Genomic DNA, 19,840 nt, shown 5'->3' with positions numbered 1-19,840 from the left:
GCCGCTGCCGGATGCAGCGCCGGCCTCAAGGCGCCACGCCGTTGGCCGATGACGCTCCTGATCGGGACAAGAGAAGGACAACATGTCAGGCACCCGGCAGAGGAGACAGACGGACCATCCACCCACAGGCCAACCGCCGGAATGGTCCGTGCTGGAACGTGCCGTTGACGCCCTGGTCATTGCGTACGACGCCGGCCTGCGGCCGTTGCACGTTGGTGCCGGCTACCGCGCGCTGACCGGCCGCCTGGAGGCCGACCTGCTGGGCCGGCCGGTGGACGAGGCGCTGGGCGACGGCCTGCACGGCCCGGCGCTGCTGGCCTGCCTGCGCGGCGCGCTGGACAGCGGGGAGGACACCGGCACCGTCGCCACCCTGAGGGATGCCGAGGGCGCCGATCGCACCCTCGCGTTGCGGGTGGCCGCACAACGTGACGCCGTCGGGCAGGTGGTTGGGCTGTGCCTGGTGGTGCGTGACGACAGCGAACGGGCCGAGCTGCAGGCCAGGCTGGCCACCGCCGAGAACGACTACCGCGCGTTGGCCGAGCACTCGCCGGACAACATCGCGCGCTACGACCTCGACCTGCGCATGCGCTACTGCAACCCGTCGATGCGGCGCAGCGTCCTGATGCTCGGCGACCCGCTGGGTCGCACCATGCTGGAGGCGGCCCCGCCCGGCCGGCCGTGCGCTCAGGCCTTCCACGAAGCGCTGGTCGAGACCGCGAGGACCGGTCAGAGCCGGTCGGTGGAAGCGGTGGTCGAGCATCCCACCCTGGGCCAGCGCACGCACGACGTGCTGTTGTACGCCTACCGCGACGCGCATGGCCGCATCGCGGGCGTGGCCGCCATCGGCCGCGACATCACCGATGTCAAGCGTGCGAGGGAACTGACGAGCCTGCGCGAACGCGAGTTCCGCGCCTTGGTCGAGAACTCGCCCGACTACGTCGCGCGCTACGACCTGCAGGGCCGGCGCGTCTACCTCAACCCGGCGCTGCTGCGGGCCCTCTTCGGCGACCGCGGGCCGCCGACCAAGGTGCCGTGGCAGCACGGTGCACCCGGCGAGCGCATCGTCGATGCCGCCCTGTACCGGCAGATGATCAGCGCCGTGTTGACCGACGGTGTCACCCGGTCGGCCGAGGTGCGCTTTCGCGCCAACGACGAGGTGGTGCGCTGGCTGGACATCCGGGTGTGCGCGCAGCTGGACGAGTCCGGCCAGGCGGAGGCGGCGTTCTCCATCGCCCGCGACGTGACGGAGGCGGTGCAGTTGCGCGAGCGCATCCAGCAGCAGGCGTTGACCGACAGCCTGACGAGGCTGCTCAACCGCCAGGCGCTGTACGACCGCGGGCCGGCGCTGATCGCGCAGGCCCGGCGCCAGGGCGGCAAGCTGGGCGTGGTGGTGCTGGACATCGACCGCTTCAAGCAGGTCAACGACAGCCTGGGCCACAGCGCGGGCGACCGGCTGCTGGCCGCGGCGGCGCAGCGCATCGCCGCCTGCGTGCGCGAGTCCGACCTGCTGGTGCGGCTGGGCGGCGACGAGTTCGCGCTGCTGGCGCTGGACCTGGGCGACGAACTGGACATGGCCGCGGTGGCGTCCAAGATCGGCTCGGCGCTCGGCGAACCCTTCGACCTCGGCGACCGCAGCGTGGTGACCGGCGCCAGCGTCGGCGTGGCGGTCTATCCCGACGACGGCGACACGCTGGAGGAACTGATCACCCATGCCGACGTGGCGATGTACGAGGCCAAGCGCGCCGGCCGCGGCCGCTTCGAGTTCTACCGCAAGCAGTTCACCGTGCAGGCCCGCCTGCGGCTGGCGCTGGAGACCGCGCTGCGCGAGGCGCAGGACGGCCGGGGCCTGTCGCTGCACTTCCAGCCCCAGCTGCGCCTGGGCGACGGCGCGCTCGTCGGCGCCGAGGCACTGCTGCGTTGGAGCCATCCGCAGCTGGGTTTCGTCTCGCCGGCCACCTTCATCCCGATCGCGGAGGAGACCGGGCTCGTCGTGCCCATCGGCCGCTGGGTGCTGGCCCGCACCGCCGAGGCGGCGGTGCGCTGGAACCGCGGCCGCACCGGGTCGCCGCTGCGGCTGGCGCTCAACGTGTCGACGCGCCAGTTCCTCGACGACGACCTGCTGCGCGAGGTGCAGCGGGCGCTGGAGGCCACCGGCTGCCGGCCGTCGTGGCTGACGCTGGAGGTCACCGAGGGCCTGCTGCTGGAGGACAACGAACGCGTGCACCGCACGCTGGCCGACCTGCGCGCGCTCGGCCTGGCCGTCGAGATCGACGACTTCGGCACCGGCTACTCCTCCCTCACCTACCTCGACCGCTTCGCGCTGGACGGCCTCAAGCTGGACCGCCAGTTCATCGCCGGCATCGAGCACAACCGCCGGCGGCGCGAACTGGTGCGGGCCTGCATCGCCATGGCGCAGGCCCTGGGCCTCGGCCTCATCGCCGAAGGGGTGGAGAACGAGGAGCAGGCCGCCTTCCTGCGCGACAACGGCTGCCCGCTGGCCCAGGGCTTCCTGTTCGGCAAGCCGGTGAGCGAGGACGCCTTCGAGGCGCGCTGGCTGGCGACGGCGCCCACCGCCTGATCCCGCTCCGGAACGGCTCCGGCCGGTCGGTGGGTCAGGGCGATATCCTGCCGCCATGAGCCTGACCATCACCCACATCGAGGACCTGCAGCGGCTGGCGAGGAAGCGCGTGCCGCGGATGTTCTACGACTATGCGGACTCCGGCTCCTGGACCGAGGGCACCTACCGCGCCAACGAGGCCGACTTCAAGAAGATCCTGCTGCGCCAGCGGGTGGCGGTGGACATGTCCGACCGCAGCACCGCCACCACCATGGTCGGCCAGGCCGCGGCGATGCCGGTGGCGCTGGCGCCCACGGGCATGACCGGCATGCAGCACGCCGACGGGGAGATCCTGGCCGCGCGCGCCGCCGAGGCGATGGGCGTGCCGTTCACCTTGAGCACGATGAGCATCTGCTCGATCGAGGACGTGGCCGCGCACACCCGCTCGCCGTTCTGGTTCCAGCTCTACGTCATGCGCGACCGCGACTTCGTCGAGCGCCTGATCGACCGCGCCAAGGCGGCGAAGTGCTCGGCGCTGATGCTGACGCTGGACCTGCAGATCCTCGGCCAGCGCCACAAGGACCTGAAGAACGGGTTGTCGGCGCCGCCCAAGCCGACGCTGGCCAACCTGGTCAACCTCGCCACCAAGCCGCGCTGGTGCCTCGGCATGCTGCGCACGAAGCGCCGCGGCTTCGGCAACATCGTCGGCCATGCCAAGGGCGTGGGCGACCTGTCCTCGCTCAGCGCCTGGACGGCCGAGCAGTTCGATCCCCGCCTCAGCTGGGCCGACGTGGAATGGATCAAGACGCGCTGGGGCGGGCCGCTCATCCTCAAGGGCATCCTCGACGTGGAGGACGCCCGTCTGGCCGCCGACAGCGGCGCCGACGCGCTGGTCGTGAGCAACCACGGCGGCCGGCAGCTCGACGGCGCGCCGTCGTCCATCGCGGCGCTGCCGGCCATCGTGGAGGCGGTCGGTTCGCGCCTGGAGGTCTGGCTGGACGGCGGCATCCGGTCCGGCCAGGACGTGCTCAAGGCGGTGGCGCTGGGCGCCCGCGGCACGCTCATCGGCCGCGCCTTCCTCTACGGCCTGGGCGCCATGGGCGAAGCCGGCGTCGCCAAGGCGCTGCAGATCATCCACAAGGAACTGGACCTGTCGATGGCGTTCTGCGGCCGCCGGCGCATCGGCGACGTGGACCGCAGCATCCTGTTGCCCGGCACCGCCCCGGGCGGTTGAAAGGCACCGGCGGGGGCGTGGACTGGGGCACGCCGGCTAGAATCTGGTCGTTTCAACCAGATTGTGCCGTGCCATGACCACCCAGACCCTGGGCTTGTTCGAGGCCAAGACGCGACTGTCAGAACTCGTGGCGCGCGCCGAACAGGGCGAGGAAGTGATCATCACCCGGCACAACAAGCCCGTGGCCAAGATCGTGCCGATGACCCAGGGATCCTCGTTCGATCGCGAACGCCGCCGCGAGGCCGTCGCAGCGCTGCGCCAACTGGGGCAGGAGATCGCCGAGCGGCATGGCGCCTGGACGGCCGACGAGCCCGTTGGCTGGGTTCGTGAGGTCCGTGAAGAGCGCGAGGAGCAGGTCTGGCGGGGTGTCGCCTGTCGCAAGCCGTGATCGTCATTGACAGCTCCTATGCGCTGGCCTGCGTGATGCCGGATGAACTTCGCCCGGTCAGCATGGACGAGGTGCTGTCCGAGGCGCTGCAGGCGCCGTTCCTGTGGCCGGTCGAACTGGCCAGCGCATTGCGCGGTGCGGTGCGCCGGCGGCGACTCGATGCCGACCAGGCGCGCCTGGCCTGCGTCCGCCTGCAGGACCTGGATGTCGAGATCGCCGGCGCCCCGCATGAGGATCCGCTGCGCTTCCTCGACTTCGCCGCTTCGCACCGGCTGACGCCGCACGACGGCGTCTACCTCGATCTGGCGCTGACCCGTCGGTCGGCGCTGGCCACCCGCGACAGTGAATTGATGGCCGCCGCCGAACGCATCGGCATCACCGTGTACGCCTGAGAACCCCATGAAAGCCGCCGACATCCGCCAGACCTTCCTCAAGTTCTTCGAGTCGAAGGGCCATGCCATCGTCCCCTCCAGCCCGGTGGTGCCCGGGGACGACCCGACGCTGCTGTTCACCAACGCGGGGATGAACCAGTTCAAGGACGTCTTCCTCGGCTTCGACAAGCGGCCCTACAGCCGCGCGACGACGGCGCAGAAGTGCATCCGCGCCGGCGGCAAGCACAACGACCTGGAGAACGTGGGCTACACCGCGCGGCACCACACCTTCTTCGAGATGCTGGGCAACTTCAGCTTCGGCGACTACTTCAAGAAGGACGCCATCGCCTACGCCTGGGAACTGCTGACCGAGCACTTCAAGCTGCCGAAGGACAGGCTCTGGGTCACCGTCTACGCCGAGGACGACGAGGCCTACGAGATCTGGAACAAGACGGTGGGCGTGCCGGCCGAGCGCATCGTGCGCATCGGCGACAACAAGGGCGCGCGTTACGCGTCGGACAACTTCTGGATGATGGGCGACACCGGCCCCTGCGGCCCTTGCACCGAGATCTTCTACGACCACGGGCCGGAGATCCCCGGCGGCCCGCCGGGCTCGCCCGACGAGGACGGCGACCGCTACATCGAGATCTGGAACAACGTCTTCATGCAGTTCAACCGCACCGAGGACGGTGTGATGCACCCGCTGCCCAAGCCCAGCGTGGACACCGGCATGGGGCTGGAGCGGGTGACGGCGGTGCTGCAGGGCGTGCACAGCAACTACGAGATCGACCTGTTCGTGGCCTTGCTGGCGGCGGCTAGAGCGGCCGTCGAGAAGGCCGGTGGCGCGGACGTCGATGCCGACAGCCCCAGCCTCAAGGTCATCGCCGACCACATCCGCGCCTGCGCCTTCACCGTGGCCGACGGCGTCATCCCCGGCAACGAGGGCCGCGGCTACGTGCTGCGCCGCATCGCCCGCCGGGGCATCCGCCACGGCTACAAGCTGGGCGCGCGCAAGCCCTTCTTCCACACGCTGGTGGCGGAGCTGGCCGTGCAGATGGGCGACGCCTATCCCGAGCTGCGCCGCGACGAGGCCCGCATCACCGAGGTGCTGAAGGCCGAGGAGGAGCGCTTCTTCCAGACCATCGCCAACGGCATGGAGATCCTGGAGGGCGCCCTGGCGAAGTTGTCGCAGGGGGGCGGCAAGACGCTGGACGGCGAGCTCGCCTTCAAGCTGCACGACACCTTCGGCTTTCCGCTCGACCTGACGGCCGACGTCTGCCGCGAGCGCGGCGTGACGGTGGACGCCGCCGGCTTCGACGCCGCGATGAACCGCCAGCGCGAGCAGGCGCGGGCGGCCGGCAAGTTCAAGATGCAGCAGGGCCTGGCCTATGCCGGCAGCCCCACCACCTTCCACGGCTACGAGAAGCTGATCCACGAGACCGCCACCGTGGCCGCGGTCTACGTCGACGGCACGGCGGTCGACGAGGCCAAGGCCGGCGACGACGCGGTGGTGGTGCTCGACCACACGCCGTTCTACGCCGAGTCCGGCGGCCAGGTCGGCGACACCGGCGAGCTGCGCAACGGCACCACGCTGTTCGTCGTCGAGGACACGCTGAAGGTGCAGGCCGACGTGTTCGGCCACCACGGCCGGGTCAAGGAAGGTGCGATCAAGGTCGGCGACCGGGTGGATGCGCGGGTGGATGCCGACAAGCGCGCGCGCACCGTGCGCAACCACAGCGCCACCCACCTGATGCACAAGGCGCTGCGCGAGGTGCTGGGCGCGCACGTGCAGCAGAAGGGCTCGCTGGTGACGCCCGACCGCACGCGCTTCGACTTCTCGCACAACGCCCCGTTGACCGACGAGCAGATCCGCCGCATCGAGGCCCTGGTCAACGCCGAGATCCTGGCCAACCACGCCACCGAAGCGCGCGTGATGCCGATCGCCGAGGCGCAGAAGTCCGGCGCCATGATGCTGTTCGGCGAGAAGTACGGCGACAGCGTGCGGGTGCTGGACATCGGCTCCAGCCGCGAGCTGTGCGGCGGCACGCATGTGCAGCGCACCGGCGACATCGGCCTGTTCAAGGTGGTGGCCGACAGCGGCGTGGCCGCCGGCATCCGCCGCATCGAGGCGGTGACCGGCGACAACGCGCTGGCCTACCTGCAGTCGCTGGAACGCACGGTGAACGCCCTGGCCGGCACCCTGAAGGCCACGCCGGCCGAGGTGCAGGGGCGTGTCGCCCAGGTGCTCGACCAGGTGCGGGCGCTGGAGAAGGAGCTCGGGTCGCTCAAGGGCAAGCTGGCCTCCGCGCAGGGCGACGAACTGCTGGCCCAGGCGGTGGACGTGGGCGGCATCAAGGTGCTGGCCGCCACGCTGCAGGGCGCCGACGCCAAGGCGCTGCGCGAGACCATGGACAGGCTGAAGGACAAGCTGAAGAGCGCGGCCATCGTGCTCGCCGCGGTCGACGGCGCCAAGGTGCAGCTGGCCGCCGGCGCCACGCCCGACGTGTCGGGCCGCGTCAAGGCCGGCGAGCTGGTGAACTTCGTCGCCCAGCAGGTGGGCGGCAAGGGCGGCGGCAAGGCCGACCTGGCGATGGCCGGCGGCACCGACGCCGCCAGGCTGCCGCAGGCGCTGCAGTCGGTTCGGGGCTGGGTGGCCGAACGCGTCTGATGAAGGCGACCCTGCCGTGTGGAGGCAGGGGTCGCGCGATCACGCCATGGTCATCAAGCGCCGCCTGCGCGCCGCCTCGGGCGGGGCCGGCCCACCGCCGGTGGAGGTCGCCGCCCCGTTGACCTGCCCCCTGTGCGACCGACCGGTCGAGCCCGGCCCGGCGGCCGACGAGCACCACCTGGTGCCCAGGAGCCGGGGCGGGCGCGAGAAGGTGCTGGTGCACCGCATCTGCCACCGCAAGGTCCATGCGACCTTCAGCGAGCGCGAACTGGCGCGCGACTTCCACACCTGGGCCGCGCTGCGGGCGCATCCGGAGATCGCCACCTTCGTGCGCTGGGTGCGCAACAAGCCGCCGGGTTACCTGGACCGCACGCGCCGGCCGCGGCGTTGACATTCGACGCCGCTCGCTCGATGCCGCCGAAGGGCAACGGCGCCCGGCGACCACCCCGCGCCGACATTCACCGCGCCGATGCGGCGCATGGACCGGATCCATTTCCCGCGGACGGTCGGCGCCGCTAGCATCGCGCGCCTCGTCCATCGGCCGGCGTCGACCGGCCCCGCCGACATGCACCTGCTCATCACCGGCGCCGACGGTTTCGTCGGCCGTTCGCTGGTCCGACGCCTGCTGGGCCCGGACGGTGACGGCGTCGCCTCGCTGACGCTGATGGACCTGCGGCTGTCGCCGGTGGTGGCGGCGGCGCCGACGGTGCGGCCGCTGCCCGGCAGCCTGGCCGATGCCGGCCGGCTCGAGGCCGCGTTCGAGCGCCCGGTGGACGCGGTGGTGCACCTGGCGAGCGTCCCCGGCGGCGCGGCGGAGCGGCAGTACGCGCTGGCCCGCGACGTCAACCTGCACGGCACGCTGGCCCTGCTGGAGCGCTGCAAGGCCCAGGTCGAGGCCGGTGGCGTCGCGCCGGTGTTCGTCTTCGCCAGCACCGTCGCGGTGTTCGGCCGGCCGCAGGGCCCGGTGGACGACCACACGCCGCCCGATCCCCAGCTGAGCTACGGCATGCACAAGCTGGTGGGCGAGGCCATGGTCGCCGACTTCAGCCGCCGCGGCTGGGTCGACGGCCGCTCGCTGCGGCTGCCCGGCGTGCTGGCCCGGCCGGCGGAGCCCACGGGCCAGTGGTCCGCCTTCCTCAGCGACCTCATCCACGAGCTCGGCGCCGGCCGGCCCTTCACCTGCCCGACCTCGCCCCAGGCGGTGACCTGGGCGTCCTCGGTGCGCAACGTGGTGGACAACCTGCTGCACGGGCTGCGGGTGCACGCCGCCGCGCTGCAGGGCCGGCGCACGCTGACCCTGCCGACGCAGGTGTTCAGCCTGCAGGCGCTGGTGCAGGCGGTGGGCCGGGTGCATGGCACGCCGGCCGAGGCGCTGGTCCGCTGGCAGCCCGACGAGCGCATCGAATCGCTGTTCGGCCGCTTTCCCCCATTGCGCACGCCGCAGGCGCTGGCGGCCGGGTTCCGCGCCGACGCCGACCTCGACGCCCTGGTGCGCGACGCGGTGGAGCGATCTGCCGGCTGACCCGGCTCAGGCGGCGGCCGGCTCGGCGGCGGGCCGTGCGGCCGCCGCGGCATGCATCAGCCCGCGCAGCCAGACCAGGCCCGGGTCCTGGCTGCGGTACTTGTGCCACTGCATGGTCTGGGACATCGACAACGGCAGCGGCGGCGGGTGCAGGCGCAGCGGCCACTGGCGCGCCATCTGCCGGGCCAGGCTGTCGTGCAGGGTCGCGATGCGGTCGGTGCCCACCACCAGCGCCGCCATCGACGGGAAGCTGAAGGTGGTCACCTCCACGCGCCGCGCCAGCCCATGCCGCTGCATGAAGGCGCTCTCGACGGAGGCCTGCTGGTCGGTGCCCGCCGGCACCATCACCACGTGGCCGGCGGCGGCGTAGCGCTCGCGCGTCAACTCGCCCTCGGCCAGGCGGCTGCCCTGCCAGACCACGCAGGTGAACGGCTCCTGCAGCAGCACCTCGTGCGGGTGCTCGGGCGTGTGGTGCATCTGCGGGATCACCAGCAGGTCGACCTCGCCGAGCTCCAGCGCGCGGGTGGCGTGCGTCACCTGCGGCACCAGGCTGAAGCGCACCCGCGGCGCCTGCCGGTGGGCGAGGGCGATCACCCGCGGCATGAGGGTGAGCAGGGTGTAGTCGCTGGCGGAGATGCGGAACTCCCGCTCCGAACGCGCCGCATCGAACGCCGGCTGCGCGGTGATGCTGGTGTCCACCCGCATGAGCACGTCGCGCACCGCCTCGCGCAGCACCTCGGCGCGCGGCGTCAGCTCCATGCGCCGGCCCACCTGCACCAGCAGCGGGTCGTCGAAGTACTCGCGCAGCCGCGCGAGCGCGTTGCTCATCGCCGACTGGCTCATGTGCAGCCGCACGGCGGCCCGGCTGATGCTCAGTTCCTCGATGAGCGCGTCGAGCGCCACGAGCAGGTTGAGGTCGAGTTTGTTGAAGCGCACGGGCGCAAGGGTAGCGGCGCCGCTTCCAGGGTTAACCCGAAAAGTATTCAGCGCGTCGATCCCGTGCATGGATCCAAAGCGCTTTTCGCGATGGGCATGCGGCCGTAGCCTGCGCGACTCGCCGGCCGTCGTGTCCCGTGCGCCGGCCAGGCCGCCCCGCCGGGGGCTCGAACAACACAACACCCAGGAGACCCGTCCATGCTCGCCTCTGCCCCGCTTCCGCACCGGTCCGTCACCGGGCTCGCCGCATCGTTGGTGATCGGCCTGTGCACCCTGGCCGGAACGCCGGCCGCTCAGGCGCAGGCCTGGCCGTCGGGGCCGGTGGAGATGGTGGTGCCGTTCCCGCCCGGCGGGTCGTTCGATGCCGTGGCCCGCACCTTCGCCCGCCTGCTCGAAGCCAAGGTGAAGCAGCCGGTGGTGGTGCAGGCGAAGCCGGGCGGCAGCTTCGTCATCGGGCTGTCCTCGGTGCAGGCGGCGCCGGCGAACGGCCAGAGCTTCTACTACGGTCCCGTCACCCCGGTGACGGTGCACCCCCACTGGATGAAGACGCTGCCCTTCGGCAAGGACAGCTTCGTGCCGGTGTGCCAGGCGTTCGAGAACACCTTCGTGCTGGTGGCCGGCCCCGAGTCCCGCTACAGCCGCTTCGCCGACGTGGTGGCGGCGTCGAAGACCGGCCCGGTCAACTACGCCCACCCCGGGGTGTCCAGCTCGCCGCACCTGGCCGCCGCCGAGCTGTTCGGCAAGGCCGGCGTGCAGGCCGTCGACATCCCCTACAAGGGCGAGCCGGCCATCCAGCAGGAGCTGATCGGCAAGCAGATCGAGCTGGCCATCGTGACCGCGGCCACGGTCGCCGACTTCCCGGCGGTCAAGTCGCTGATGGTCTTTGCCGACCGGCGCCTGCCCAGCCTGCCCAACACGCCGACCGCCAAGGAGCTCGGCTTCAACGTCACGCCGTCGGGCTACGGCGGCGTCTTCGTGCGCGCCGGCACGCCGCCGGCGGTGATCCGGCAGCTCGAGTCGTCGTGCAAGGACGTGCTGGCCGAGCCGGAGCTGCAGGACCTGGTCAGGCGCTTCTCGCAGCGCGCGGAGTTCCTCGACAGCAAGGCCTTCGGCGCCCGCATCGATGCCGACCACGCCTCCAAGGCCGAGCTGCTGAAGACCGTCAAGCTGGACCGCTGATCCCACCGCCGCAGACCCCCTCCATGTTCAAGTACTTCCCCACCAACTACGTCTGGAACCTCTCGGTCAACCTCGCCATCGAGATGGGCGCCAAGATGGGCGAGATCGAGCAGATGTGCGCGCCGCTGCTGGAGGCGGCGAAGCAGCCGGACGCCGCCGGCACCCAGGCCTTCCGCGAGACGTGGGTGAAGATGGCCGACCGGCTGTGCGACCTGGCGGCCGAGGACGAGGGCCGCGGCCGGCGGCTGTCGGCCGGCGAGAAGCTCAAGCGCGCCGCCGCCTACCTCATCACCGCCGAACGGCTGCAGGCGCACGACGCGCCGGGCCGGCTGGCGATGTACCGCCGCGAGCTCGACCTCTTCCTGCGCGGCACCCGCCTGCTGCACGAGAACGTCGAGCGGGTGGAGATCCCCTACGAGGGCGGGCACATCAGCGGCCTCTACACCCGCGCCCAGGGCGTGCAGGGCAGGGCGCCGCTGCTGCTGCTGCTCAACGGCCTGGACTCGACCAAGGAGATGCAGTACCTGGTGGGCAACCACCGCTGGCTGGCCGAGCGCGGCGTGTCGTCGCTGTCGATCGACCAGCCCGGCACCGGCGAGGCGCTGCGGCTGCACGGCATGAAGGCCCGCCACGACGCCGAGCACTGGGCCAGCCGCGTGGTCGATTGGCTGGAACAGCGCGACGACGTGGACCCGAAGCGCATCGGCTGCTACGGCGTCTCGCTCGGCGGCTACTACTGCCCGCGGGCGGTGGCCTTCGAGCCGAGGTTCGCCTGCGGCGTGGTGCTGGGCGCCAACCACGACTGGCGCGAGGTGCAGAAGCGCCGCCTGGAGAAGGAAGGCGACTTCCCGGTGCCGCACTACTGGGCGCATGTGCGCTGGGTGTGGGGCGGCCGGGACAACGAGGAGTTCATGAAGATCGCCGAGGACGTGCACCTGGACGGCGTGGTCGAGCGCATCAAGGTGCCGTTCCTCGTCACCCACGGCGAGAAGGACTCGCAGATCCCGCTGAAGTGGGCGCACCGGACCTACGAGCAGCTGGTCAACAGCCCGAAGCGGGAGCTCAAGGTCTTCGACGAGCGCACCGGCGGCGTGCAGCACGCCAGCTTCGACAACAGCATCAACGCCGGCCACTACGTCATGGACTGGGTCGCCGAGACGCTGGGCGGCCGCACGGCCTGAGCACCGCATGTTGGGCCTTCCGTCCGTGGCCGAGCCGCCGCTCAAGCTCATCATCCTCGGCCGCCGCCGGCCGGGGCAGACGCGCGGCGAGCACCGCCACCACATCCGCCGTGTGCACGGGGAACTGGTGCTGCGCTACATCGCCGAGGACCCGTCGCATGCGCCGCGCCGCTACGTGCAGAACGTGGTGCTCGACGGCGAGTTCCCGGCGGTGGCGGCCGGCGCCGACCCGTTCGCGCTCGACCGCGACTTCGTCACCCAGATCTCCTTCGACGAGCTGGCGGGCCTGCCGCGATCGCGCGACACCGCCTTCTACCGCGAGCGGCTGCAGGGCGACGAGGACCACTTCGTCGACCAGGCCACCGTGCTGCCGGTGCCCTCGTCCTGGCGGGAGTGCCGGCGCAGCGACGGCGAGCGCCCGACCCACAAGGTCTTCGTCTTCTCGCGCCGGCGTGCCGGCGTCGAGCGCGAGGCCTTCCTTCAGGCCTGGCGCGACGGTGCGGCGGCGCTGCACGCCGCCGTGCCCGGCCTGCGCCGCCATGTGCAGAACGAGCCGCTGGCGCGCCCCGGCCACCCGCCGCCGGTGGACGCCATCGACGAGCTGTGGCTCGACGACGAGGCCGCCGCGCAGGCGGCCCTGGCCGCGGTGCGCGGCTGGCTGCAGCGCACGCTGGTGCAGGCCGGCCTCGCCGACGACACCGATCGGCTGCTGCTGATCGCCCAAGAGCAAGTGCTGCACGCCGGTCGCGCGTGATCCCGCTTCAACCTCCCCCGGAAGCCTGACATGAACATCATCGGACCCGACGCGCTGGTCTTCGGCGTCGACGACGTCGCCGCCTGCTGCCAGTACCTCGCCGACTACGGCCTGAAGCCCGTGGACGTCGGCGACGCGGGCGGCCGCTTCGAGGCGCTGGACGGCACGCACATCCTCGTCCGCCACAAGGACGATGCGGCGCTGCCGCCGGCCATGGGCACCGCCAGCATGCTGCGCAAGACCGTCTACGGCGTGGCGGACGACGCCACGCTGGCCGCCATCGCCGAGGAACTGGGCCGCGACCGCGAGGTCCGGCGCCTGGCCGACGGCTCGCTGGAGGTGGCCGACGACATGGGCTTCGTGCTCGGCTTCCAGCGCACGGTGCGCCGTCCCATCTCGATGCCCGCCGAGACGGTGAACGCCCCCGGCGGGCCGCGGCAGCGCCCGGCCAACGCCGTCGGCGTCGACCCCGATGCGGCGGCCCTGCCGCGCAGCCTCTCGCACGTCGTCTACTTCGTGCCCGACGCGGCCAAGGCCGAGGCGTTCTACGCCCGGCTCGGGTTCGTCTGCACCGACCGCTTCACCGGCGTCGGGCCCTTCCTGCGCCCGGCCGGCACGGCCGACCACCACACGCTGTTCATGATCCAGACGCCGCCGTTCATGAAGGGCTGCGAGCACTTCACCTTCCACATGGGCGGGCCGACGGAGGTGATGCTGGCGGGCAGCCGCTTCGTCGAGAAGGGCTACGAGAGCTTCTGGGGCCCCGGCCGGCATCGCTTCGGCAGCAACTGGTTCTGGTACTTCAACTCGCCGCTGGGCTGCCACGTCGAGTACGACGCCGACATGGACCAGCACGACGAACGGTGGGCCGCGCGCGAGGTGCCGATGGGCGCCGACGCCTCGCAGCTCTTCCTCTTCCAGTACCGCGAGAAATGGGCGCCGGGCGGTCCGCCCCCCGGCGCCGCCGGCGTCGCGCAGCGGCACTGAGGTCGGCGGTGCCCTCGATGTCGTCCCCGGTCCCGGACCCGCGGCAGGGGCCGCGGCGGCTGTGCCACCTGGCCGACCTGCCCGACCGGGCGTCGCGTGGCTTCGACCCCGACGCCCGCGGCCGCGACGTGCTGTTCGTCGTGCGCCGCGGCGACCGGCTGGTGGCGTGGCGCAACGCATGTCCCCACATCGACGGCGCGCCCATGGCCTGGCGCAAGCACGCCTACCTGAACGCCGACGGCAGCCGCATCGTCTGTGCGGCCCACGGCGCGCAGTTCGACATCGACAGCGGCGAATGCCTGCTCGGGCCCTGCCTGGGCCAGCGGCTCACGCCGGTCCCGCTGGCGGTGGGCGAGGGCGGTGACGTGTTCCTGATCGATCCATGACCCAAGCAACGAGGAGACATTCCATGGCCCTGCGCAACGTCCTCATCATCGGCGGCGGCTTCTCCGGCATGGCGGCGGCCCTCGCGCTGCGCAAGAACGGGTGGGACGTCGACCTGGTCGAGATCGACCCCGGCTGGCGCAGCTACGGCGCCGGCATCAGCCTGGGCGGCGCCACGCTGCGGGCCTTCCGCCAGCTCGGCATCCTCGAGGCCTTCCTGGCCGAGGGCAGCGCGGTCGACGGCCTGGACATCTTCCTGCCCCACGGTCAGCAGATCGGCACCCTGCCGACGCCGCGCCTCGCCGGACCCGACGTGCCGGGGGGCGGCGGCATCATGCGACCCGTTCTGGCCCGCATCCTGGCGCAGGCCACGCGCGACAGCGGCACGCGGGTGCGCCTGGGCTGCAGCGTCGAGTCGATGCGGCAGGACGCGCAGGGCGTGGACGTGCGCTTCAGCGACGGCGGCAGCGGCCGCTACGACCTCGTGGTCGGCGCCGACGGCCTGTACTCGAAGACGCGCACGATGCTCTTCGCCGACGCGCCCAAGCCGCGCTACAGCGGCCAGGCGGTGTGGCGTGCGGTGCTGCCGCGCCCGCCCGAGGTGGACAGGCCGATGATGTGGATGGGCCCGGTCAAGCCCGGCGTCAACCCGGTGTCGGCCACCGAGATGTACCTCTTCCTCACCGAGAACCGGCCGCAGAACGTGAAGGTCGACCCGGCGGAGTTCCCGACGCTGCTGCGCGCGCTGCTGGCGCCCTTCAGCGCACCGCTGGTGCGGTGGATCCGCGAGCAGATCGACGAGCGCTCGCAGATCGTCTTCCGCCCGCTGGAAGCCCTGCTGGTGCCGCGGCCCTGGCACCTCGGCCGCGTGGTGCTGATCGGCGACACCGTGCACGCCACCACACCACACCTGGCCTCGGGCGCCTGCATCGGCCTGGAGGACGCGCTGGTGCTGGCGGAGGAGCTGGGCCGCGCTGACGGCGACGTCATGCGTGCCCTGCCCGCCTTCCAGGACCGCCGCTGGGAGCGCTGCCGCATGGTGGTCGAGAACTCGCTGCGGCTGGGCGAGATCGAGATCGCCAACGGCGACAAGGACGAACACGGCCGGATCATGCGCGACAGCATGATGGCCCTGGCCCAACCCATCTGACCCTTTCGAACCATGCAAGACGACCTGCCGCAAGGCCCACGCCGATCCCCTGACGCCGGCCGCCGTCGCGTGCTGGCCGCCGGTGCGCTGGCCGCCGCACTGCCGCTGGCCGCCCGCGCCCAGGGCCGCCCCTTCACCATCGTCGTGCCGCAACCGGCCGGCAACCCGGGCGACGCCTTCGGCCGCAAGCTGCAGCCGCTGCTGCAGCGCGAGCTGGGCCAGCCGGTGATCGTCGAGAACGTGCCCGGCGCCGGCGGCTCCATCGGCGTGCAGCGGGTGCTCAACGGTGCCGCCGACGGCCAGACGGCGACGCTGGTGTCGCAGACCGAGCCCATCCTGACGCCGCTGGCGCTGGCCAGCGCGCGCTACCAGCCGTCGCAGCTGCGGCCGGTCGGACTGCTCGGGCGGGGCAGCTATGTGCTGGCGGCGCGTGCCGACCTGCCGGCCAGCTCGCATGCCGAGCTGCTGGCCTGGGTGCGCTCTCGCGCCGGGCAGCCGCCGGGCTACGGCCACATCGGCAACGGCTCCATGATCCACCTGCTCGGCGAGCAGTGGCGGCGTTCGTGCAACGTGGCCATGCTGCACGTGCCCTACAAGGGCGTGCCGCCGCTGCTGCAGGACCTGCTCGGCGGCCAGATCGACCTGTCCTTCGTGCCGCTGGGGGCTGTCGTCGACGCTGATCGACGGCGGCAAGCTCAAGGTCTTCGGCGTCACCGCGGCGCAGCCGGTGACGCAGCTGCCCAAGGTGCCGGCACTGTCCACGCTCGACCCGGCGCTGCGCGGCTTCGTCTACGAGGCCTGGGGCGCGCTGATGGTGGCCCGCGGCACGCCGGAGGCCGCCGCCGCCCGCTGGCAGCGGGCCTTCGCCGCCGCCGTCACCGACCCCGAGGTGGTCGCCTTCCTGCGCAGCAACGGCACCGACCCGCAGTCGCCGCTGTCGCTGGAGGCGCTGGAGGCCTTCTACGACACCGAGACCCGCCGCTACCAGCAGATGGCACGCGGCCTCGGCATCACGCCGGAATGACCCCCGCAGCGCCATGAAACCGCAACGCCGCTTCGTCGACCTGTCGATCTACCTCGAGAACGACGTGCTCTCGGATCCGCCGCCGCTGGCGCCGAGGATCACCTACCAGAAGCACGCCGACACGCTGCCCGAGTTCATCTCGATGATCCCGGGCACCACCGCCCGCGACTACCCCGACGGCGAGGCCGCCGCGGCCGAATGGGTGACGCTGACCACGCACAACGGCACCCACCTGGACGCGCCCTACCACTTCCATTCGACGATGGACGCCAAGCTGGGCGAGCGCAAGCCGTCCATCACCATCGACCAGGTGCCGCTGGAGTGGTGCTTCCAGCCCGGCGTGAAGCTGGACTTCCGCCACTTCCCCGACGGCTACGTGGCCACCGCGGCCGACGTCGAGGCCGAGCTGAAGCGCATCGGCCACGAACTGCAGCCGCTGGACATCGTCGTCGTCAACACGCGCGCCGGCTCGCGCTACGGCCACAACGACTTCGTGCAGGCCGGCTGCGGCATGGGCTACGAGGCGACCATGTACCTGCTCGAGCGCGGCGTGCGGCTGACCGGCACCGACGCCTGGAGCTGGGACGCACCGTTCTCCCACACCGCCCGCAGGATCGCCGAGACCGGCGACATGTCGCTGATCTGGGAAGGCCACAAGGCCGGTCGCGACATCGGCTACTGCCACCTCGAGAAGCTGCACAACCTGGAGGCGCTGCCGCCGCACGGCTTTCTCATCAGCTGCTTCCCGCACAAGATCCGCGGCGCCTCGGCCGGCTGGACGCGGGCGGTGGCGATCTTCGAGGACGGGGCACCGGCATGAGCTTCCCGCCCATCCACCGCGTCGTCACCGGCCACGACGCGCGAGGCCGTGCGGTGGTGGCGAGCGACGGCCCGCTGCCCACGGTGACCGAGATCGCCGCCATCCCCGGCACCGTCTTCCACGAGGTGTGGTGCACCGCCGGCAGCCCGGCACCGGTGGACAACGGACCGGATCCCAGCGTCAGGCCGATCCAGCTGCCGCCGCCGCCGGGCGGCACCCGCATCCGCTTCGTCGACATCCCGCCGGACACGCCGGCGTTCCTCGCCGGCGGTGCGGCCGCGATGCACGACGCCTTCGCGCAGATCGGCGACGTGGCCGCCTCGACGGTCGAGGCCGATTCGCCGCACCCGCTGATGCATCGCACCGAGTCGGTGGACTACGGCATCGTCATCGACGGCGAGCTGACCCTGGTGCTGGACGAAGGCGAGGTCCGGCTCAGGCCCGGCACGGTGGTCGTGCAGCGCGGCACCAACCACGCCTGGGCCAACCGCTCCGGCCGCCCCTGCCGCATGCTCTTCGTGCTCGTCGACGGCCGCTACGACCCCGCCATCCGCCGGGCGCTGGACGCGCGCTGACCTCCACACCGAACGCGACACCCCACCGACGACCATGAAGCTCGCCACCTACCGCGACGGCACCGCCGACGGCTGCCTGCACATCGTCTCGCGCGACCTCCGCCGCGCCGTGCCGGCCTCCGGCATCGCCGCCAGCCTGATCGACGCGCTGCAGCGCTGGGACGCGGTGCGACCGGCGTTGGCGGCGCTCTACGACCGGCTCAACGACGGCACCGAGGCGCTGGCCGCGGCCTTCGACCCCGCCCGCTGCGCGGCGCCGCTGCCGCGCAGCCCGCAGTGGCTCGACGGCTCGGCCTTCCTCAACCACGGCGACCTGATGCAGAAGGCCTTCAACCAGTCGCCGATCCCGCAGTTCGAGACGGTGCCGGTGATGTACCAGGGGGCGAGCGACGACTTCCTCGGGCCGCACGACGACGTGCCGCTGCCCAGCGAGGCCGACGGCATCGACTTCGAAGGGGAGTTCGGCGTGGTCGTCGGGCCGGTGCCCATGGCCGCCACCCCCGAGCAGGCCGCCGCCGCCCTCCGGCTGGTGGTGCAGATCAACGACTGGAGCCTGCGCACCCTGGGCGCGCACGAGGTGCGCACCGGCTTCGGCTTCCTGCAGGCCAAACCGTCGACCGCCTTCGCTCCGGTGGCGGTCACGCCGGACGAACTCGGCGAGGCCTGGCGCGACCACCGGGTGCAGATGCCGCTGCACATCGATTGGAACGGCGCGCGCTTCGGCGAGCCGCACGGCGGCCAGATGAACTTCAGCTTCGCCGACCTGGTGGCGCACGGCGCCCGCACGCGACGCCTCTCGGCCGGCACCATCGTCGGCTCCGGCACGGTGTCGAACCGCGAGCGCAGCGCCGGCTCGGCCTGCATCGCCGAGCGCCGCGTCATCGAGATCATCGACCAGGGCGCGCCGACGACCGGCTTCATGGCCTTCGGCGACCGGGTGCGCATGCAGGCCAAGTTCGAGGATGGCCGCGACGGTCCGTTCGGTGTCATCGACCAGCGGGTGGTGAAGGCCGGCTGAAGGCCGCTTCGCCCTGGCCCGGCCGCCTCTGCCGTCATCCTGAACCGGGCCCAGGGGGTGGGGGGGGGGGGGGGAGGCTCCGCCGGCCCGCCGGGCGGCCCGGTGCCGGGCGGGCCCCGGCCTGCAGGCGTCGGGACGAGGCGCTAAGCTCGCCGCATGGCCCTGCTGCCCACCTATTTCATCTCCCACGGCGGCGGTCCGTGGCCCTACATGCCCGACCGCCGCGCGCACCTGCAGACGCTGGAGCGATCGCTGGCCGACATGCCGCGGCAGCTGCCGGAGCGCCCGCGGGCGCTGCTGATGGTCACCGGCCACTGGGAGGCGCCGGCCTTCACCGTCGGCACCGCCGAGCGGCCCGGCATGCTGTACGACTACTACGGCTTCCCGCCGCACACCTACGAGGTGGTCTACCCGGCGCCGGGCGAGCCGTCGGTGGCGCGGCGGGTGCGCCAGCTCATCGAGCAGGCCGGCCTGCCGGCCGCCGAGGACGCCGAACGCGGCTTCGACCACGGCACCTTCACCCCGCTGGCGGTGATGTACCCGCAGGCCGACATGCCCGTCGTGCAGCTGTCGCTGCACCACAGCCTCGACCCGGCGGCGCACCTGGCGCTGGGCCGCGCGCTGGCGCCGCTGCGCGCCGAGGGCGTGCTCATCGTCGGCAGCGGCCTGAGCTGGCACAACCTGCGCCTGATGGGCCCGGCCGCCCGCGAGCCGTCGACCCGCTTCGACGCCTGGCTGCAGCAGACCCTGGTCGAGAGCCCGCCGGCCGAACGCACCGAGCGCCTGCTGCACTGGAGCCAGGCCCCCGCCGCCCGCCTGGCCCATCCGCGCGAGGACCACTTCATCCCCCTGCTCGCCGCCGTCGGCGCCGCCGAGCACGACCCGGCGACCGTGGTCTACCACCAGGAAGGCGTCTTCGGCGGCGTCACCGCGTCGAGCTTCCGGTTCGACGCAACGTCGTGACCGGAGTCCCCGGCAGGGGACAGACCGCGCAGCGGTCAGGGGAGCGGGGTCTCGTCAGCGCGCCCAACAGGATCCGGGTCCCCCGGTCGTGTCGGGTAGCCCCCTCCCGGGGGCGGCCCCATAGGGCCG

At 72.2% G+C, this 19,840-nt stretch carries 19 protein-coding genes and 1 pseudogene; 19 read left to right on the top strand and 1 reads right to left on the bottom strand.

The window, feature by feature from the left end; all coding sequences use genetic code 11:
• The first annotated feature begins 148 nt into the window (after positions 1–148).
• The 7 genes from LRS07_RS18160 to LRS07_RS18130 all read left to right on the top strand — a co-directional run bounded on the left by LRS07_RS18160 (position 149) and on the right by LRS07_RS18130 (position 8,740).
• Positions 149–2,578, top strand: a complete 2,430-nt coding sequence (locus tag LRS07_RS18160; protein WP_260499341.1) for a sensor domain-containing protein — start codon at positions 149–151, stop codon at positions 2,576–2,578.
• A 55-nt stretch (positions 2,579–2,633) separates the two neighbouring features.
• Entirely contained in the window at positions 2,634–3,791 is a 1,158-nt protein-coding gene (locus LRS07_RS18155) for an alpha-hydroxy acid oxidase (protein ID WP_260499340.1), read from the top strand.
• A gap of 73 nt (positions 3,792–3,864) precedes the next feature.
• Complete coding sequence (locus LRS07_RS18150; protein ID WP_260499339.1) at positions 3,865–4,179, top strand: type II toxin-antitoxin system Phd/YefM family antitoxin; 315 nt, start codon at positions 3,865–3,867, stop codon at positions 4,177–4,179.
• Complete coding sequence (locus tag LRS07_RS18145) at positions 4,176–4,571, top strand: type II toxin-antitoxin system VapC family toxin (protein ID WP_260499338.1); 396 nt, start codon at positions 4,176–4,178, stop codon at positions 4,569–4,571. Before LRS07_RS18150 ends, LRS07_RS18145 begins: the two co-directional genes overlap by 4 nt.
• Positions 4,572–4,578: 7 nt before the next feature.
• Positions 4,579–7,218, top strand: a complete 2,640-nt coding sequence (gene alaS, locus LRS07_RS18140; protein WP_260499337.1) for an alanine--tRNA ligase — start codon at positions 4,579–4,581, stop codon at positions 7,216–7,218.
• Positions 7,219–7,264: 46 nt separating this feature from the next.
• Positions 7,265–7,609, top strand: a complete 345-nt coding sequence (locus LRS07_RS18135; protein WP_260499336.1) for an HNH endonuclease family protein — start codon at positions 7,265–7,267, stop codon at positions 7,607–7,609.
• 174 nt (positions 7,610–7,783) lie between these two features.
• Positions 7,784–8,740 carry an NAD-dependent epimerase/dehydratase family protein gene (locus LRS07_RS18130; RefSeq protein ID WP_260499335.1) on the top strand — a complete coding sequence of 319 codons (957 nt, stop codon included), beginning with the start codon at positions 7,784–7,786 and terminating at the stop codon, positions 8,738–8,740.
• Positions 8,741–8,746: 6 nt separating this feature from the next.
• Here LRS07_RS18130 and LRS07_RS18125 read toward each other — a convergent pair whose 3' ends face one another.
• Complete coding sequence (locus LRS07_RS18125; protein WP_260499334.1) at positions 8,747–9,676, bottom strand: LysR family transcriptional regulator; 930 nt, start codon at positions 9,674–9,676, stop codon at positions 8,747–8,749.
• Between the two features lie 198 nt (positions 9,677–9,874).
• Here LRS07_RS18125 and LRS07_RS18120 point away from each other — a divergent pair, with 198 nt between their 5' ends.
• The 12 genes and pseudogenes from LRS07_RS18120 to LRS07_RS18065 all read left to right on the top strand — a co-directional run bounded on the left by LRS07_RS18120 (position 9,875) and on the right by LRS07_RS18065 (position 19,711).
• The gene (locus LRS07_RS18120) at positions 9,875–10,855 is read left to right on the top strand and encodes a tripartite tricarboxylate transporter substrate binding protein (protein ID WP_260499333.1); all 981 of its coding nucleotides are present in this window, start codon (positions 9,875–9,877) and stop codon (positions 10,853–10,855) included.
• Between the two features lie 23 nt (positions 10,856–10,878).
• Positions 10,879–12,036, top strand: a complete 1,158-nt coding sequence (locus LRS07_RS18115) for an alpha/beta hydrolase family protein (RefSeq protein ID WP_260499332.1) — start codon at positions 10,879–10,881, stop codon at positions 12,034–12,036.
• Between the two features lie 7 nt (positions 12,037–12,043).
• A complete protein-coding gene (locus LRS07_RS18110) occupies positions 12,044–12,790 on the top strand; it encodes an EthD domain-containing protein (RefSeq protein ID WP_260499331.1) in 747 nt (248 codons plus the stop codon).
• A 30-nt stretch (positions 12,791–12,820) separates the two neighbouring features.
• The gene (locus LRS07_RS18105) at positions 12,821–13,777 is read left to right on the top strand and encodes a VOC family protein (protein ID WP_260499330.1); all 957 of its coding nucleotides are present in this window, start codon (positions 12,821–12,823) and stop codon (positions 13,775–13,777) included.
• A gap of 17 nt (positions 13,778–13,794) precedes the next feature.
• Positions 13,795–14,163 (top strand): Rieske (2Fe-2S) protein, encoded by a 369-nt coding sequence (locus LRS07_RS18100; RefSeq protein ID WP_260499329.1) that lies wholly within the window; start codon positions 13,795–13,797, stop codon positions 14,161–14,163.
• A 23-nt stretch (positions 14,164–14,186) separates the two neighbouring features.
• On the top strand, positions 14,187–15,311 hold the full coding sequence (locus LRS07_RS18095) for an FAD-dependent oxidoreductase (RefSeq protein WP_260499328.1): 1,125 nt from the start codon (positions 14,187–14,189) through the stop codon (positions 15,309–15,311).
• Positions 15,312–15,323: 12 nt separating this feature from the next.
• Positions 15,324–15,917: pseudogene (locus LRS07_RS18090) on the top strand (tripartite tricarboxylate transporter substrate-binding protein); the annotation flags it as partial.
• 121 nt (positions 15,918–16,038) lie between these two features.
• Positions 16,039–16,335: a type 2 periplasmic-binding domain-containing protein gene (locus LRS07_RS18085; RefSeq protein ID WP_260499327.1), complete on the top strand. Its 297-nt coding sequence runs from the start codon at positions 16,039–16,041 to the stop codon at positions 16,333–16,335.
• Between the two features lie 13 nt (positions 16,336–16,348).
• Complete coding sequence (locus LRS07_RS18080; protein WP_260499326.1) at positions 16,349–17,155, top strand: cyclase family protein; 807 nt, start codon at positions 16,349–16,351, stop codon at positions 17,153–17,155.
• Complete coding sequence (locus LRS07_RS18075; RefSeq protein ID WP_260499325.1) at positions 17,152–17,730, top strand: cupin domain-containing protein; 579 nt, start codon at positions 17,152–17,154, stop codon at positions 17,728–17,730. The genes LRS07_RS18080 and LRS07_RS18075 overlap by 4 nt, the downstream gene beginning before the upstream one ends.
• 34 nt (positions 17,731–17,764) lie before the next feature.
• Positions 17,765–18,748, top strand: coding sequence for a fumarylacetoacetate hydrolase family protein (locus LRS07_RS18070; protein WP_260499324.1), 984 nt, complete (start codon positions 17,765–17,767; stop codon positions 18,746–18,748).
• A gap of 156 nt (positions 18,749–18,904) precedes the next feature.
• Complete coding sequence (locus LRS07_RS18065) at positions 18,905–19,711, top strand: DODA-type extradiol aromatic ring-opening family dioxygenase (protein WP_260499323.1); 807 nt, start codon at positions 18,905–18,907, stop codon at positions 19,709–19,711.
• Positions 19,712–19,840 lie beyond the last annotated feature (129 nt).

It is taken from the genome of Aquabacterium sp. J223, assembly GCF_024666615.1.
In the GTDB taxonomy this organism is placed as follows: Bacteria; Pseudomonadota; Gammaproteobacteria; order Burkholderiales; family Burkholderiaceae_C; genus J223.
The sequence above is the reverse complement of the archived record's forward strand: the minus strand, read 5'-3'. Positions and strand labels throughout refer to the sequence as shown.